This is a genomic window from Vespertiliibacter pulmonis, from assembly GCF_013377275.1.
Lineage (GTDB): Bacteria > Pseudomonadota > Gammaproteobacteria > Enterobacterales > Pasteurellaceae > Vespertiliibacter > Vespertiliibacter pulmonis.
Map to the genome: position 1 here is coordinate 396,366 of NZ_CP016615.1, position 15,194 is coordinate 411,559.

Below are 15,194 nucleotides of genomic sequence, written 5' to 3' on the forward strand. Positions count from 1 at the left end.
TTGTTACCACTAATTCATTACCCTTACTACGGAAATTGAATTTTTCGGTGAGCCTTCAATTAAACGATCTGAATAATTCAAATAAACAATCGCTTTATTCTCAAGATCAACAAAACGCACAACTTGCATTGATTTAAACACTAATGATGTTCTACGCTTAAATACTTCTTCTTTTTTACTTTTTTTCGCTACTTTTTCCAAATCAGCAATTTCAATTTTTCCTGTTTGAATACAGTGAATTGAACCATCAGAAGAATCTTCTTCCAAGCCAACCACTTCTTTTAATCCCCCTTTTTCTGCATAGGAAAGATAGCAGGTTACATTTAGATCTTTATCTTTAAATCCAACGACCTCAATTCGATCATTTTTTCCTAATGCCTTCCAATTCGTAGACACTGATCCTAAACGGATTAAATCATCAGCACTAGCAAACCCTGTTACTACCATACTCAATAATAAAATAAGTATTTTGCTCTTCATTTTAATTTCCCTTATTATCTAAAAAATTATCCCACACGGAAAAAATTTTCTCATCTTACCGCTTATTATTTTCCAAATTCTTACAATTTAGTTGTAATATCACCACGGCGAGTTCCTGTACTCACTTCAGTCCTTTTTTGAGTAAAATCTGCCCCAAAAAATTCGCCAGATGTTCTGCCAAGGAAAAAATCTCGGTATTCTTTGACCCACATTGCAGAGGCACCGCATACTGCAACAGGCATTGCCACTAAATTTAGAAAAGGTACCATTGTAAATAGACTGACTAAAGCACCAAAGGTAAAATTCATTGTTCGCTGTTGTAGCAATGCATTACGCATTTGCATAAAACTGATTTTGTGATTATCAAACGGGTAATCACAATATTGAATGGCTAATAACCACGCTCCAAACATAAAGGTCAATACAGGCACAACACTTTGCCCTAATACGGGCATAAAACTCAACAAAAAAAGAGCAATTAAACGTGGAATGCTATACCACATTTTTTGCCATTCACGTTTTAGCATTCTTGGTACATCTTTCATCATTTCTGCCATTGTCATTTCTGTTAAATTTTCACCCGTTAATTGTTGTTCAACTTTCTCTGCCAACAATGCATTAAAAGGTGCTGCGATAAAATTAGCCAATGTAGTAAAAGCAAAATAAAAAATGACTAACATCATCAAGAAAATCAGTGGAATCAAAATAAAGCGTAACCATTCAAGCCAAGAAGGTAAAATGACTTCAAACCAACTGCCCACATTAGAAAAAAATAGCCAAATCAACCCGACCATCACTAATGTATTGATAATGACGGGTAAAACAACAAAAGGCATTAAGCTACGTTGCAAAAGCAATCGCCAGCCATAGATAAAGTAGTGAAAACCTGCTCTCACTTGACTTTCGTGAGTTGAAAATGGTTTACTCATAACGCCCTCTTAATATCAACATTTCTAAAGAAAAAAGAAATATGGTAAGCTATATGCAGTTTTTCGCAATATGCGAAATGATATTTTCACTGTTTTTTTGAGCAAGGGGTAACAATGGAAACACATATTCTATTTTTTATTTTAGCTGGATTACTGATTATAGTGCTAATTGGTGCAACTGTTTGGTCAGCTCGCCGTGAAAAATCACGTATTTTTTCTAATACATTTTCCACTAGACCACCATCAACGCCAATTAACAGTGAACAAGATAATGAAATAGTACCTAATTTTTCTAATACGTCACTTAATACACCCCACTCAGAAAATAATGAGCAACTTACTGCTCATTTTGCTCAATCTCAGCGAGAAGAAATCGAACAGAGTATCAGTAATATCAAAATTAGCTTACCTGGGGAAGAGCAAGCGACCTTTTCTGGCCAATTATCAGCTCAACACTCAACTGATGTTTCAGCACAACCTATTAGAGAAACAGCAACTTCCGAGTATAGTATTTCAACTCAGCAACCGCTAGAGCAACCACAACCTACTCAAAATGAAAATGTTCAAAGTGAAGAATCAGTATCCCCGAATAGTATTCCTCAAATTATTACCCTTTATGTTGTTGCTGCTGAAGGACAACAATTCTACGGAGAAAATATTGTTCAACATTTAGAAAACTTAGGCTTCCAATACGGTGAATATCAAATTTTCCACCGCCATATTGATAACGCATCTAGCCCGATTCTATTTAGCGTTGCTAATATGATGCAACCCGGTATATTTGATCTGAATAATATTACGCAATTTACGACCGTTGGACTTGCTTTCTTTATGCAATTACCTTCCACTGGCAATGATGTAGTTAATCTACGCTTAATGATTCGCACAGTAGAAAGCTTTGCACAATCAATGGGTGGATTTGTATTAAATGAACAACACCAATTATTTGATGAACAATCTCGCCAAGCCTACTTGTCACAAGTTAGCTCTAACTAATTAAAATCTTAAAGATAAAAAAATAGTTTCTCAGAAGAGAAACTATTTTTTACTTTTGAGAAAATGCAAAAATCTCAAGAAAATAACTGCTTGAAGTTCTTCTAAAAAGAAGAAAATTTTTAGTTACATCCACGCATTACTACGGATTACACCAACAGCAATTCCTTCAATTTCAATAAAAGAAGTACGAGGATCAACAACAATCGCTTTTAACTCATCATTTTCAGGGTGAAGATAAATCAAATCACCTTTACGCTCTAAACGTTTTACAGTAACTTCATCATCAACTCTAGCAACGACAACTTGCCCATTACGAACAGATGTTGTTTTATGCACTGCCAATAAATCGCCATCTAAAATACCGATTTTTTCCATTGAATTACCTTCAACTCTTAGTAAATAATCGGCAGAAGGTGAAAACATTTCTCCGTTGATGGGGTAATGTCCTTCAATATGCTCAATAGCGGCAATAGGCGAACCCGCTGCAACTTTACCAACTAACGGAAGCCCATCATCATTTGCTGCAACTTCCTCTTCAATTAAAATACGAATACCACGAGAAGTACCAGAAAGCATTTCAATATAGCCCTTACGAGCTAATGCTTTTAAATGTTCTTCTGCTGCATTAGGCGATTTGAATCCTATTTCTCGAGCAATTTCAACCCGTGTTGGGGGCATACCCGTATTTTCAATATGATGTTTAACGAAATCAAAGATTTCTTGCTGGCGTGCCGTTAAATGCTGACGTTTCATGATGCCTCACTGTCTTTATATACAGAAATAGTGTCATTATATACAGCAAACTCATATTTGTAACTAATAAATTCAATTTTATTCATAAAAATTATGTTAAAATTCAGAAAATTTAACCTATTGATTCCTATTAAGAAGAATATAAAAATGACTATTTTATTGAATCTTTATCGTAAATTGCTGAATTTACCGCTTTCTTTATTAGTAAAATCTCGTTCAATTCCGACTAATCCTATTCAAGAATTGAATTTAAATCCTGATCAACCTATGGTCTATGTTCTTCCTTATACTTCACAAACTGATCTACTTATCCTGCAGAAAAATTGTTTAGCACTCAATTTACCCGATCCTTTAGAACCAAACACTATTTCAGGGAATAATTTAGCTCGTTATGTCTTTTTAGACGAAGGTCGTCGATTTTTTAAATCAAAAGGGGCAAAAAGCGAAACTGAATCACTTTTTTATCGTTATCTTGATCTACACCACGAAAATCAAACTCTTGATGTTCAAATTATTCCTGTCTCTGTGTTATGGGGAAGAGCTCCGGGGAAAGAAAAAGGTTTACCTGTTCTGCGATTTTTAGGGCGATTTCAACGCTTGTGGCTAATGCTTTGGTTTGGGCGAGATAATTTCGTTCGATTTTCACAAGCAGTATCTTTACGTTATATGATTACAACTCATAGCGCAGATGAAAGTATCGCACAAAAATTAGCTCGTGTAGCTAAAATACACTTTTCTAAACAACGCTATTCAGCAATGGGACCACGTCTCCCTAATCGCCAAGCAATGTTTAATAAATTATTGCAATCTCCAACGATTTTAGCAGCCATTGATGAAGAAGCTAAAAAATCGAAAAGCTCACCAATAAAAGCTCGTAAAGAAGCGGAGAAAATACTGGAAGAAATTGCCGCAAATGTTCGCCACGAAAGTCTACGAACAGCTGATCGTTTATTAAGTTGGTTATGGAATAAGCTCTATCAAGGCATTAATGTTCATTATGCTGATCGTGTACGAAAACTAGCCTTAGAAGGGCATGAATTAGTTTATGTGCCTTGCCACCGTAGCCATATGGACTACTTACTGCTCTCTTATATTCTCTATCATCAAGGGCTTGTTCCACCACATATTGCTGCGGGAATTAATTTAAATTTCTGGCCAGCAGGTCCAATATTTAGAAGCTGGGGCGCATTCTTTATCCGTAGAACGTTCAAAGGTAACCGTTTATATTCCACTATTTTCCGTGAATATTTAGCCGAATTGTTCTATCGAGGCTATTCTGTTGAATATTTTATTGAAGGTGGGCGTTCACGCACAGGGCGTTTACTCGATCCTAAAACAGGTATGATGTCAATGACACTGCAAGCTTTGCAGCGTGGTTTAACTCGCCCTATCAGTATTGTTCCTGTTTATATTGGCTATGAACACGTTTTAGAAGTAGATACTTACGCCAAAGAACTACGTGGAGCACAAAAAGAGAAAGAAAATGCAGGGCTTGTTTTCCGAGTCATTAAAAAATTGCGCAATCTTGGACAAGGCTTTGTCAATTTTGGAGAGCCTATCCCACTAAATAACTACCTTAATTCACATTTTCCCGAATGGAAAGAACCGCTTGCTGAAAATGAACGTCCAAAATGGCTCAACGAAGCGGTTGAAGCTATTTCTCATCAAGTAATGGTTAATATCAATAATGCGGCTGCTGTTAATGCTAAAAACTTAATTGGCTCTGTTCTACTTGCTTCTCGCCAACGCTCACTTACCCGAGAACAGCTCATTGAACAAGTCGAAAGCTACATTGAACTATTTAAAAATGTTCCCTATGCTCAAGATATTACTCTACCAGCAGATTCTGCTAACGAGATGTTAGAACACGTTATCCACCTACCTCGTTCAGGCGTACTATTAGAAAAAGACAACTTTGGTGAAATTATTCGTTTAGAGCGTCATTCTGCTATTTTAATGACGTATTACCGCAATAATATTCAACATCTTTTTGTTTTACCGTCATTAATTGCAAGTATCATTCTCCATCACGAAGCAATTTCTAAAGATATCATTTTAAAAAGTGTACAGCAGCTTTATCCATTCTTAAAAGCTGAGCTATTTTTACACTTTACCGAAAACGAACTTTACACACAAATTGATGAAATTTTAGCGGAATTTACCCGCCAACAACTCATTAAACACGAAAGCGAAATGATGATGATTAACCGTCATCGTATCCGTTCATTACAACTTCACGCAGCAACCGTGCGTGAAATTCTCCAACGTTATTACATTAGTTTAACGATTTTAATTGAACAACCTAACATTAGCCGTAATAACTTAGAAAAAGAGAGTCGTTCTGTTGCACAACGCTTATCAGTTTTACACGGAATTAATGCGCCTGAATTTTTTGATAAAGCACTATTTTCAACCTTTAGCAATACCCTCAAAACACAGGGATATTTTGATGATGAAAACAATACTATTGTTGGAAAAGTGAAAGATATAAAATCACTCTTAAAAGGGTTAATTTCCCTTGAAATTCAACAAACAATTCATGGTGCAATGGTTAAATTGGAAGAAAAGAATGAGCAGCAATTACAAATAAATAACGAAAATGAACCATCTTCCTCTGAAAAAAATTAAATGTAAATTTCTGCCTTAAACCACCGCTTGCTAATACTTTATTAGCAGCGGTATAATTTCACTGTTCTCATTGGGGTGCAAGTAATGCTTAGCTGAGAAATACCCATAGAACCTGATCTGAATAATACCAGCGTAGGGATTTGAGACAAGAGCCTTTCGTGTTTTAAATCCTTCTATATCATCTAATTAGAAGGAAATTTTATGAAACTAAAAACAATACTTGCCCTTTCTAGTCTTGGGCTTTGCCTAAACAGCTTCGCAAGCCAACCTACTCTTACTGTTTATACCTATAATTCCTTTGCCAATAGCTGGGGAGCGGCTAAAAAACTCGAACCACTTTTTGAACAACAATGTCAATGCGATCTCAAATTTATCCCCTTTGAAAATGGGGTAACGATGTTTAATCGTATTCGCCTTGAAGGCAAAAAAAGCAAAGCTGATGTAATGCTTGGAATTGATAACTTTTTAATCTCCGAAGCTGAACGCTCAGGTCTTTTTATCGAACATAATTTAGACCAAAACTCACTCAATCTACCAACAACTTGGCAAAACAAAACGTTTGTTCCCTATGATTACAGCGAATACGCTTTTATTTATGACAAACGTAAAGTAATAACACCACCACAGAGTTTAAAGGAACTAGTAGGGCGACAAGATCTAAAAATCATCTATCAAGATCCTCGTACAAGTACTGTTGGACGTGGCCTACTTTTTTGGATCAATCAAGTTTATGGTCAAAATGCAGGACAAGCGTGGAAAACCTTAGCAAAACACACAGTTACCATTGGCAAAGGCTGGTCTGAAACATACAGTGCATTTTTAAAAGGTGAAGCGGATTTAGTTCTCAGCTACACTACGTCCCCACTCTATCATCAGTGGCACGAGCAAGATAACAGCAAAATTGCCGCCCCATTCTCAGAAGGGCATTTACTGCAAATCGAAGTTGGAGCTATTACTAAAACAAGTAAAAACCCAACGCTTGCACGAGAATTCTTACATTTTTTACAACAACCAGAAGCGCAGGAGATCATCGCATATCATAATGTAATGAAACCCGTGATTAAACTTAATACATCTAAATTTAACCAGTTGCCAAATTATTCGCCATTAGAATTTACTCAACCTGATACAACCGTGGTAAAACAGTGGCTCGCAACATGGCAGAAAGCGATAAGCCAATAAGTTGGCTCATCATTTTTAAGTGCTATTATAAAATAATTTATAAATTATAAGGTTTAATATCTATTAAAATGCAAAAATTTATTCAAACTGCAAACCAATTTGGAAAACAGAAAACGCCTTTTTTCTTTTTAATTGATTTTGAGCAAAAAAATCCATTGATCTACCCGCTTAGCGAAATTCAAAATAGTCAAATTAAATTTGAATTTCCTCATAAAAAAGATCATTCTCATAAAGCAATAAATAAGCCGTTTAAAATTAATATTGAGCCAATAAATTTTCAACAATACACCAAACGCTTTCAATTTATTCAACAACAAATTCAAGCAGGAAATAGTTATTTACTCAACCTGACAGAAAAAACAAAAATTAATATTAATTACACTCTAAATGAATTATTTTTATCAAGTCTTGCTAAATATAAATGCTATTTAGCAGATCAATTTGTCTGTTTTTCCCCTGAGTGTTTTATTAAAATAGAAGATAATAAAATTTATTCGTATCCAATGAAAGGTACAATTAATGCAGATGTACAAAATGCACAACAACTATTATTAAATTCTCAAAAAGAATTTACTGAACATAATACAATTATTGATCTTATTCGAAATGATCTTGCATTAGTAGCTAATAATATCCAAGTAACAAAATATCGCTATATAGAAAAAATAACTACTCATCGTGGGGCAATTTATCAAACCAGTTCAGAGATCTGCGGCACATTAGATAAAACTTGGCAACAAAACATCGGTACAATATTAGCAAAATTACTTCCCGCAGGCTCAATTAGTGGTGCCCCAAAACTCAAAACTGTAGAAATTATTCAACAAGCAGAACAACAAGAACGAGGGTATTACACCGGTATTTTTGGTTATTTTGATGGTAATTACTTAGACAGTGCAGTTGCTATTCGTTATATTGAGAAACAAGAAGAAACCTATTTTTTCCGCAGTGGCGGGGGTATTACAGCTTTAAGTGAACTCAATACAGAATATAATGAAATTTTAGAAAAAATATATGTACCATTATCCACTCTTTGAAACATTAGCCGTTATTGATGGCAATATTCAACATATCGAATTACATCAACAACGCATACAATATTCATTTAAATATTATTTTAAAAAAACTTGTTCTCTATTTTTAAAAGATATCCATATCCCCAAAGAATACCAATCTGGTTTTTTCCGCTGCCGAATTGATTATAGCTCCGAAAAAAATTCCGTAAATTTCTTCTCTTATATGCCAAGAAAAATAGCTAAATTCCATTGTATTGAAACTAAAGACCTAGATTACCAATTTAAATATAGTGATCGCAAGCGGTTAGATTCTCTTAATAATTACCAACCCGATGAAATTATTATTATCAATAATAATTTTATCAGTGACTGTACAATTGGAAACCTAATATTTCTTAAAAAAAATAAATGGTATAGCCCAACGCATTATTTATTAAAAGGAACACAATTAACTTATTTATTACTAGAAAATAAAATTAAATTAGTTCCAATAACAAAATCAGATCTCTTTAATTATGAAAAAATAATGATGATAAATGCATTAAATCCATTTAATGAACAACGAGCAATTCCAATCAACCAGCAGACTATTTTAACTAATTTTGCGAAATAGATCGTAAAACTGAAAAAAACACTTGAAACTGTATATTCAAACAGTATAATACCTTCATTATAAATGTTACTTAACCCCATTCAAAGGATAGTTCTATGGCAGAGAAAAAATCAAAAGCCCCTGCAGTTGTAAAACATACAGAGCCAGAAAATAAGAAAAAAGCACTTGAAGCAGCCTTAACCCAAATTGAAAAGCAATTCGGCAAAGGTTCAATTATGACGTTAGGTTCAACCCAGCAACTAGATATTGAATCTGTTTCTACAGGTTCTTTAGGCTTAGACTTAGCACTCGGTATTGGTGGCTTGCCTATGGGACGTATTGTTGAAATTTTTGGACCTGAATCTTCAGGAAAAACGACTTTGACACTTTCTCTTATTGCTGAAGCACAAAAATCAGATAAAACTTGTGCATTTATTGATGCTGAACACGCTCTAGATCCTATTTATGCACAAAAACTAGGGGTTGATACAAATAAATTGCTGATTTCTCAGCCCGATAATGGTGAACAGGCCTTGGAAATTTGTGATGCCTTAGTTCGATCTGGGGCTGTTGATGTTATTATTGTAGATTCAGTTGCAGCCTTAACACCAAAAGCAGAAATTGAAGGTGAAATGGGTGACTCACATATGGGTTTACAAGCTCGTTTGATGTCTCAGGCATTACGTAAACTAACTGGTAATGTAAAAACAACTAACTGTCTTGTGGTATTCATCAACCAAATTCGTATGAAAATTGGTGTAATGTTTGGCAATCCAGAAACAACAACAGGTGGTAATGCGTTAAAATTCTACGCATCTGTCCGCTTAGACATCCGTCGCTCAGGTGTTGTAAAAGATGGAGATCAAATTTTAGGTAGCGAAACAAAAGTTAAAGTCGTTAAAAATAAAGTTGCACCGCCATTCCGCACAGCACAATTTGATATTATGTATGGCGAGGGCATTTCTAAAATGGGTGAACTGTTAGGGCTTGCAGTAACCAATGATCTGATCAAAAAATCAGGCGCATGGTTCTCTTACGAAGGAGAAAAAATCGGCCAAGGTAAAAATAATGCTGTAAAATGGCTAAAAGAAAACCCAGAACAAGCTGAGAAAATCGATCAAGCAATCCGTGCTTCTTTAGCCGCCAACCCAGAAAAAGCATTATCTAAATTAGCAGTTTCAGAAGATGAAAATAGCGATAACGATAGTGACGAGCAATTTGACGAAGAACTATAAAATATAAGGATAAAATGCGGTAATATTCATACCGCATTTTACACTTTTAAATGAAAACAAAATCTACAGCAATACAGTATCTTGTTTATCTCCTTTCTCGACGAGACCATAGTGAACGGGAACTACGCCAAAAATTAAAGCAAAAAGAATATACACCTCAAGAAATCGATCAAGCCATTGAAAGAGCTCAACAACAAAATTGGCAAAGTGATGAACGATTTTGCCAACACTTTATACGCTACCGCTCACAGCAAGGCTATGGACCTAATCGTTTAAAACAAGAGCTACGATTTAAAGGTGTATCAGAAAGAATAATTAGCCAAGAACTCGAAAATAGTGAAATTGATTGGTTTGATCTAGCTGAATGTCTTTTTGAAAAAAAGCGTCCAGCCGATTGGAATCTTAAAACTAAACAAAAAATGTGGCGTTATATGATAAGTCACGGATTTTATAGCGATCACTTTAGTCATTTAATGGACATAGACTATGCAGAATATGAATAAAATTACTTTTTTTAGCCGATTTGAACCCGATATTGTAGCAGGTAAGAAAACCATTACAATTCGAGATAAATCAGAATCTCACTTTAAGCCAGCTCAACGACTTGCTGTTTTTACAAATGAAACTGACCGCTTGTTTGCTCATATTGAAGTCATTTCCGTTACCCCAATTCAATTTGGTGACCTCAATCACCAACACGCCAAACAAGAAAATATGAGTTTAGAACAACTCAAACGAGTTATTCGTGAAATTTATCCCGAAGAAAATATATTTTTTGTGATTGAATTTAAATTAATCGATGAGCCTATTTAAATCTACAAAACAATCAGAGATTTGTCCTGAATGCCAATCTCCCTTACAAATTAAGCGAGGTAAACAAGGGCTTTTTTTAGGTTGTACTAACTACCCGAAATGCCAATTTATTAAGCCTTTACAAAGTGCTTACCATATTATTAAAACCCTTGATGAACCTTGCCCAAAATGCCAACAATTTTTACAATTAAAACAAGGTAGTTTCGGTATTTTTATCGGATGTAGCCAATATCCTGATTGTGATTTTACGGTTCAAAACGAACCTACAATCGCCGAAGAATTTGATTGTCCTGAATGTAAAAAAAATAAATTAGTAGAACGTATCGGACGTTCAGGAAAATATTTTTATGGCTGTAACGGCTACCCTGAATGTACATTTACCTTGCCAAGTAAGCCAATCTTGCAAGAATGCCCTCAATGCCACTATCCAATGGCAATTGAAAAAAAGGTACGAGGTAAATCCTTGCTAATATGTGCGAATAAACACTGCCAATACACCTTTAATATTGAACCTAATAACAAAATTTAATGTACACATTTGCCCAAATTGTTGAAAAACTAAAAAAAGATCAAGTCATTGCCTATCCAACTGAAGCGGTATTTGGCTTAGGCTGTAACCCTAATAGTGAACAAGCAGTAAGAACTTTACTCATATTAAAACAGCGCCCTGAAGAAAAAGGGCTAATACTTATTGCACCCACGCTAGAATTTCTTCGTCCTTATATTGATGAAACAAAGCTGTCTATCACAGAATGGCAACGGCTTGTACAACCTTCAGATCGAGCCACTACTTGGATCGTCCCTGCTAAAAACAATATTCCCAGCTATATAAGAGGAAAATTTAATAGTGTCGCTGTACGATTATGCCAAGTTCCTGCTGTTATTGAACTTTGCAATGCCTCAGGATTTGCACTTACCTCGACCAGTGCTAACTTAACAGGAAAACCACCTTGCCGAACAGCCACTGAAGTTATCGCACAATTTGGTCAGACCTTCCCAATTCTTAATGAAAAAACGGGAGGCAAAGATAATCCCTCTGAAATTCGAGATATCTTTACACAACACATTCTCAGAAAAGGATAAAAAATGAACCACTATGCTGTGTGGGGCAATCCTATCGCCCAAAGTAAATCTCCACAAATTCACCAACTCTTTGCCCAACAAGCTCAGAAACAAATCTGTTATCAACGAAAACTCACTGATGAGTGGCTATTTGAACAACATCTCCTAGCATTCTTTGAAAACGGAGCAAAAGGGGCAAACATTACAGCCCCCTTTAAAGAAAAAGCATTTGCCCTTGCAGATATCCATAGTGAACATTGTTTACAAGCAGAGGCCTGCAATACCTTAAAACGATTAGATGATGGGCGTTTATATGCAGACAACACTGACGGTTTAGGGCTTATCAGCGATCTTACTCGCTTAGGTTGGCTTAAACCCCATCAGAATATCCTCATTTTAGGCGCAGGCGGTGCAACAAAAGGTGTACTTGCTCATTTATTACATTCAAAACAACAAATTACGCTATATAATCGAACCCACAAGAAAGCGGTTAGTTTAGCTAATAAATTTGCAAAACTAGGGAAAGTTGATGCTAAATGCTTTAATGAACTCTCTCAACAGCCTTTCGATCTAGTTATCAATGCAACATCTCTAGGGCTACAAGGAAAATATATTGAGCTACCACAAACTATTCTGTGCAATGCTAACATCTATGATATGCAATATGCGCCTCATATGCAGACTCCATTTTTAAATTACGCACACTCACAGGGTGCAAAAGCATGTCAAGACGGACTAGGGATGTTAGTTGGTCAAGCCAGTTATGCATTTGAGCTTTGGGAAGGTATTCTACCTGAAATTTCTCCTGTACTTGCTCAATTAAAATCTGAAATGGAAAGCTAGAAGATCATCATTAGTTCTTTAAGAATAAGCAAATTATTATAAAAAAGTCGATTTTTATTACAATTTGTTGAATCTCTATCCAAACAAACTAAAAAAGAAAGATTTTAGAAAAAAAGTATTTGACGAGCTAGATTGAAATCAGCATAATACGCCCGCAAGCCGATATGGTACGCAATGGCTACATAGCTCAGCTGGTTAGAGCACAACACTCATAATGTTGGGGTCGCAAGTTCGAATCTCGCTGTAGCCACCATTGCGGGACTGGCGAAATTGGTAGACGCACCAGATTTAGGTTCTGGCGCCGAGAGGTGTGTGGGTTCAAGTCCCTCGTCCCGCACCATTATGGCTTAGCAAATAAAACGACTGGAGTATCGCCAAGCGGTAAGGCACTGGGTTTTGATCCCAGCATTCCTAGGTTCGAATCCTAGTACTCCAGCCACTTTTATTACATCATATTAGCTAACTTCGTGTTAGTTTTTTCGTTTTGGAGTATCGCCAAGCGGTAAGGCACTGGGTTTTGATCCCAGCATTCCTAGGTTCGAATCCTAGTACTCCAGCCAATCTATCTAATCATTCTTTTTATTTTAATAGCTAAAATTTTCCGATTCTTTACTTTCGATTTTAACTAAAATTCTTTAAAATCATTAAAACAATATATCGGAGAATACTATGCTTAATCCTAAAAATTTAGAATCTATCGCTCAACAGCTTCATAATGTCCTACCTCAAAGCTTAAAAAATGTTGGCTCTGATCTAGAAGAAAAATTTAAACAGATACTACAAGCTCAGCTCGCCAAATTAGATGTCGTTACTCGTGAAGAATTTGATGTGCAATCACAAGTTTTATTACGTACTCGTGAAAAACTTAATGAATTGGAAAAACGCTTAAATAAGCTTGCTGAAAAAAATAATATCGAAACTAATAACGATGAAAACTAATTGTACAACTTAATCAGGTATAAAATGAAAACAATCAACCCGACCCAAACTCTTGCTTGGAACGCACTTGAACAACATAAAGCAGAGAATTACACAATCCCCCAACTTTTCTTACAAGATTCACAACGTTTTAATAAATATTCACTCTTTTTTGAAAATAAAATACTCGTTGATTTTTCAAAAAATGCCATTAACGAAACGACACTAACGCTTCTTCGCCAACTTGCAGATGAATGTGCTTTACAGTCAGCAATTAATGCAATGTTTAATGGTGAAGAAATTAATCGTACGGAGAACCGTGCTGTTTTACACACGGCATTGCGGAACCGTGCAAATACACCTATTAAAGTTGATGGAAAAGACATAATGCCTGACGTCAATTCAGTATTAGCAAAAATGAAGCAATTCTGTCATCAAGTCATTTCTGGAGAATGGAAAGGCTATACAGGTAAAGCGATTACTGATGTAATTAATATTGGTATTGGTGGTTCAGATCTCGGGCCTTATATGGTTACAGAAGCACTACGTCCTTATAAAAACCAACTAACAATGCACTTCGTATCTAATATTGACGCCACTCATATCGCTGAGACACTACGCAAAGTCAATCCAGAAACGACCCTTGTACTTGTTGCTTCAAAAACATTTACGACACAAGAAACAATGACGAATGCTCACTCAGCTCGTAAATGGTTACTCTCTTTTGCACAAGATGAAACTGCTGTAGCTAAACATTTTGTCGCCCTTTCAACCAACGCAACTGAAGTCGCTAAATTTGGTATTGATACTGCCAATATGTTTGAATTTTGGGACTGGGTAGGTGGCAGATATTCTCTTTGGTCAGCCATTGGTTTATCTATTGCACTTTCTATCGGCTTTGAGAATTTTGAACAATTACTTGAAGGTGCTTATGCAATGGATAAACACTTCCTACATACGCCGATTGAAAAAAATATTCCAACAACTCTCGCTCTTATTGGAATTTGGAATAATAATTTCTTAGGAGCAGAATCCGAAGCCATTTTACCTTATGATCAATATATGCACCGTTTTGCAGCTTATTTTCAACAAGGAAATATGGAGTCAAATGGCAAATATGTTGGACGTGATGGTAATACAGTAAATTATCAAACAGGCCCTATCATTTGGGGAGAGCCGGGAACAAATGGGCAACACGCTTTCTATCAGCTCATTCATCAAGGTACAAAATTAATTCCTTGTGATTTTATTGCACCTGCAAAAACACATAATCCGTTAGACGATCACCATGCAAAATTACTTTCAAATTTCTTCGCTCAAACTGAAGCTTTAGCCTTCGGAAAATCAAAAGAGATAGTAGAACAAGAATTTTTACAAGCGGGTAAATCTCTGACAGAAGTTGCAGAAATCATTCCATTTAAAGTATTTACGGGGAATAAACCAACTAATTCTATTTTAGTTGAAGAGATTACACCATTCACTCTTGGAGCTTTGATCGCAATGTACGAACACAAAATTTTTGTTCAAGGCGTGATTTTCAACATTTATAGTTTCGATCAATGGGGTGTAGAACTAGGTAAACAGCTTGCAAATCGTATTCTACCTGAATTAGAAAATGATAATGAAATCACTAGCCACGATAGTTCAACCAATGGTTTAATCAATCAATATAAAGCTTGGCGTTAAATCCTAAATTATAAAAATTTAAATTAATCAGACCACTTGTTATAACCTAACAAGCGGTCTG

The 15,194-nt window shown here is 35.6% G+C and carries 16 protein-coding genes, 4 tRNA genes and 1 riboswitch; of the genes, 17 read left to right on the forward strand and 3 right to left on the reverse strand.

Annotated features, from left to right (window positions below; translation table 11 throughout):
- Window positions 1-9: 9 nt before the first annotated feature.
- On the reverse strand, window positions 10-480 hold the full coding sequence (locus tag A6B43_RS01985; RefSeq protein WP_124210916.1) for a CreA family protein: 471 nt from the start codon (window positions 478-480) through the stop codon (window positions 10-12).
- Between the two features lie 80 nt (window positions 481-560).
- Window positions 561-1,409: a sulfate transporter CysZ gene (cysZ, locus tag A6B43_RS01990; RefSeq protein WP_124210917.1), complete on the reverse strand. Its 849-nt coding sequence runs from the start codon at window positions 1,407-1,409 to the stop codon at window positions 561-563.
- Window positions 1,410-1,523: 114 nt separating this feature from the next.
- On the opposite strand from cysZ, the gene zipA reads away from it, so the two are divergent.
- On the forward strand, window positions 1,524-2,405 hold the full coding sequence (gene zipA / locus A6B43_RS01995) for a cell division protein ZipA (RefSeq protein ID WP_124210918.1): 882 nt from the start codon (window positions 1,524-1,526) through the stop codon (window positions 2,403-2,405).
- Window positions 2,406-2,528: 123 nt separating this feature from the next.
- Here zipA and lexA read toward each other — a convergent pair whose 3' ends face one another.
- Entirely contained in the window at window positions 2,529-3,158 is a 630-nt protein-coding gene (gene lexA / locus A6B43_RS02000) for a transcriptional repressor LexA (protein WP_124210919.1), read from the reverse strand.
- Between the two features lie 147 nt (window positions 3,159-3,305).
- On the opposite strand from lexA, the gene plsB reads away from it, so the two are divergent.
- The 16 genes from plsB to pgi all read left to right on the forward strand — a co-directional run bounded on the left by plsB (window position 3,306) and on the right by pgi (window position 15,133).
- Window positions 3,306-5,786 (forward strand): glycerol-3-phosphate 1-O-acyltransferase PlsB, encoded by a 2,481-nt coding sequence (gene plsB, locus A6B43_RS02005; protein WP_124210920.1) that lies wholly within the window; start codon window positions 3,306-3,308, stop codon window positions 5,784-5,786.
- Between the two features lie 61 nt (window positions 5,787-5,847).
- Window positions 5,848-5,943: riboswitch (TPP riboswitch) on the forward strand.
- Between the two features lie 44 nt (window positions 5,944-5,987).
- On the forward strand, window positions 5,988-6,968 hold the full coding sequence (gene thiB, locus A6B43_RS02010; protein ID WP_124210921.1) for a thiamine ABC transporter substrate binding subunit: 981 nt from the start codon (window positions 5,988-5,990) through the stop codon (window positions 6,966-6,968).
- Between the two features lie 68 nt (window positions 6,969-7,036).
- Window positions 7,037-8,005 (forward strand): aminodeoxychorismate synthase component I, encoded by a 969-nt coding sequence (locus A6B43_RS02015; RefSeq protein WP_124210922.1) that lies wholly within the window; start codon window positions 7,037-7,039, stop codon window positions 8,003-8,005.
- Window positions 7,983-8,597, forward strand: coding sequence for an aminotransferase class IV (locus tag A6B43_RS02020; RefSeq protein ID WP_124210923.1), 615 nt, complete (start codon window positions 7,983-7,985; stop codon window positions 8,595-8,597). Before A6B43_RS02015 ends, A6B43_RS02020 begins: the two co-directional genes overlap by 23 nt.
- Before the next feature lie 95 nt (window positions 8,598-8,692).
- Window positions 8,693-9,811, forward strand: coding sequence for a recombinase RecA (gene recA, locus A6B43_RS02025; RefSeq protein ID WP_124210924.1), 1,119 nt, complete (start codon window positions 8,693-8,695; stop codon window positions 9,809-9,811).
- Between the two features lie 50 nt (window positions 9,812-9,861).
- On the forward strand, window positions 9,862-10,314 hold the full coding sequence (gene recX / locus A6B43_RS02030; RefSeq protein ID WP_124210925.1) for a recombination regulator RecX: 453 nt from the start codon (window positions 9,862-9,864) through the stop codon (window positions 10,312-10,314).
- Window positions 10,307-10,624 carry a N(4)-acetylcytidine aminohydrolase gene (yqfB, locus tag A6B43_RS02035; protein ID WP_124211040.1) on the forward strand — a complete coding sequence of 106 codons (318 nt, stop codon included), beginning with the start codon at window positions 10,307-10,309 and terminating at the stop codon, window positions 10,622-10,624. The genes recX and yqfB overlap by 8 nt, the downstream gene beginning before the upstream one ends.
- Window positions 10,611-11,153, forward strand: coding sequence for a DNA topoisomerase family protein (locus A6B43_RS02040; protein WP_124210926.1), 543 nt, complete (start codon window positions 10,611-10,613; stop codon window positions 11,151-11,153). Before yqfB ends, A6B43_RS02040 begins: the two co-directional genes overlap by 14 nt.
- Window positions 11,153-11,707 (forward strand): L-threonylcarbamoyladenylate synthase type 1 TsaC, encoded by a 555-nt coding sequence (tsaC, locus tag A6B43_RS02045; RefSeq protein ID WP_124210927.1) that lies wholly within the window; start codon window positions 11,153-11,155, stop codon window positions 11,705-11,707. The genes A6B43_RS02040 and tsaC overlap by 1 nt, the downstream gene beginning before the upstream one ends.
- 3 nt (window positions 11,708-11,710) lie before the next feature.
- A complete protein-coding gene (aroE, locus tag A6B43_RS02050; RefSeq protein ID WP_124210928.1) occupies window positions 11,711-12,529 on the forward strand; it encodes a shikimate dehydrogenase in 819 nt (272 codons plus the stop codon).
- A 176-nt stretch (window positions 12,530-12,705) separates the two neighbouring features.
- Window positions 12,706-12,782, forward strand: a tRNA-Met gene (locus A6B43_RS02055).
- A 2-nt stretch (window positions 12,783-12,784) separates the two neighbouring features.
- Window positions 12,785-12,869, forward strand: a tRNA-Leu gene (locus A6B43_RS02060).
- Window positions 12,870-12,893: 24 nt separating this feature from the next.
- Window positions 12,894-12,968 (forward strand) — tRNA-Gln (locus A6B43_RS02065).
- A 46-nt stretch (window positions 12,969-13,014) separates the two neighbouring features.
- Window positions 13,015-13,089 (forward strand) — tRNA-Gln (locus A6B43_RS02070).
- 109 nt (window positions 13,090-13,198) lie between these two features.
- On the forward strand, window positions 13,199-13,468 hold the full coding sequence (gene ubiK / locus A6B43_RS02075) for a ubiquinone biosynthesis accessory factor UbiK (RefSeq protein WP_124210929.1): 270 nt from the start codon (window positions 13,199-13,201) through the stop codon (window positions 13,466-13,468).
- A 24-nt stretch (window positions 13,469-13,492) separates the two neighbouring features.
- A complete protein-coding gene (gene pgi / locus A6B43_RS02080) occupies window positions 13,493-15,133 on the forward strand; it encodes a glucose-6-phosphate isomerase (protein ID WP_124210930.1) in 1,641 nt (546 codons plus the stop codon).
- The last annotated feature ends 61 nt before the right edge of the window (window positions 15,134-15,194 follow it).

What these genes read in the sequence shown, in the direction of transcription:
- A6B43_RS02015 (WP_124210922.1), top strand. Translation starts at nt 7,037, where the DNA reads ATGCAAAAATTTATTCAAACTGCAAACCAATTTGGAAAACAGAAAACG.
- thiB (WP_124210921.1), top strand. Translation starts at nt 5,988, where the DNA reads ATGAAACTAAAAACAATACTTGCCCTTTCTAGTCTTGGGCTTTGCCTA.
- plsB (WP_124210920.1), top strand. Translation starts at nt 3,306, where the DNA reads ATGACTATTTTATTGAATCTTTATCGTAAATTGCTGAATTTACCGCTT.
- A6B43_RS01985 (WP_124210916.1), bottom strand. Translation starts at nt 480, where the DNA reads ATGAAGAGCAAAATACTTATTTTATTATTGAGTATGGTAGTAACAGGG.
- zipA (WP_124210918.1), top strand. Translation starts at nt 1,524, where the DNA reads ATGGAAACACATATTCTATTTTTTATTTTAGCTGGATTACTGATTATA.
- recX (WP_124210925.1), top strand. Translation starts at nt 9,862, where the DNA reads ATGAAAACAAAATCTACAGCAATACAGTATCTTGTTTATCTCCTTTCT.
- lexA (WP_124210919.1), bottom strand. Translation starts at nt 3,158, where the DNA reads ATGAAACGTCAGCATTTAACGGCACGCCAGCAAGAAATCTTTGATTTC.
- recA (WP_124210924.1), top strand. Translation starts at nt 8,693, where the DNA reads ATGGCAGAGAAAAAATCAAAAGCCCCTGCAGTTGTAAAACATACAGAG.
- A6B43_RS02020 (WP_124210923.1), top strand. Translation starts at nt 7,983, where the DNA reads ATGTACCATTATCCACTCTTTGAAACATTAGCCGTTATTGATGGCAAT.
- tsaC (WP_124210927.1), top strand. Translation starts at nt 11,153, where the DNA reads ATGTACACATTTGCCCAAATTGTTGAAAAACTAAAAAAAGATCAAGTC.
- aroE (WP_124210928.1), top strand. Translation starts at nt 11,711, where the DNA reads ATGAACCACTATGCTGTGTGGGGCAATCCTATCGCCCAAAGTAAATCT.
- cysZ (WP_124210917.1), bottom strand. Translation starts at nt 1,409, where the DNA reads ATGAGTAAACCATTTTCAACTCACGAAAGTCAAGTGAGAGCAGGTTTT.
- yqfB (WP_124211040.1), top strand. Translation starts at nt 10,307, where the DNA reads ATGAATAAAATTACTTTTTTTAGCCGATTTGAACCCGATATTGTAGCA.
- pgi (WP_124210930.1), top strand. Translation starts at nt 13,493, where the DNA reads ATGAAAACAATCAACCCGACCCAAACTCTTGCTTGGAACGCACTTGAA.
- A6B43_RS02040 (WP_124210926.1), top strand. Translation starts at nt 10,611, where the DNA reads ATGAGCCTATTTAAATCTACAAAACAATCAGAGATTTGTCCTGAATGC.
- ubiK (WP_124210929.1), top strand. Translation starts at nt 13,199, where the DNA reads ATGCTTAATCCTAAAAATTTAGAATCTATCGCTCAACAGCTTCATAAT.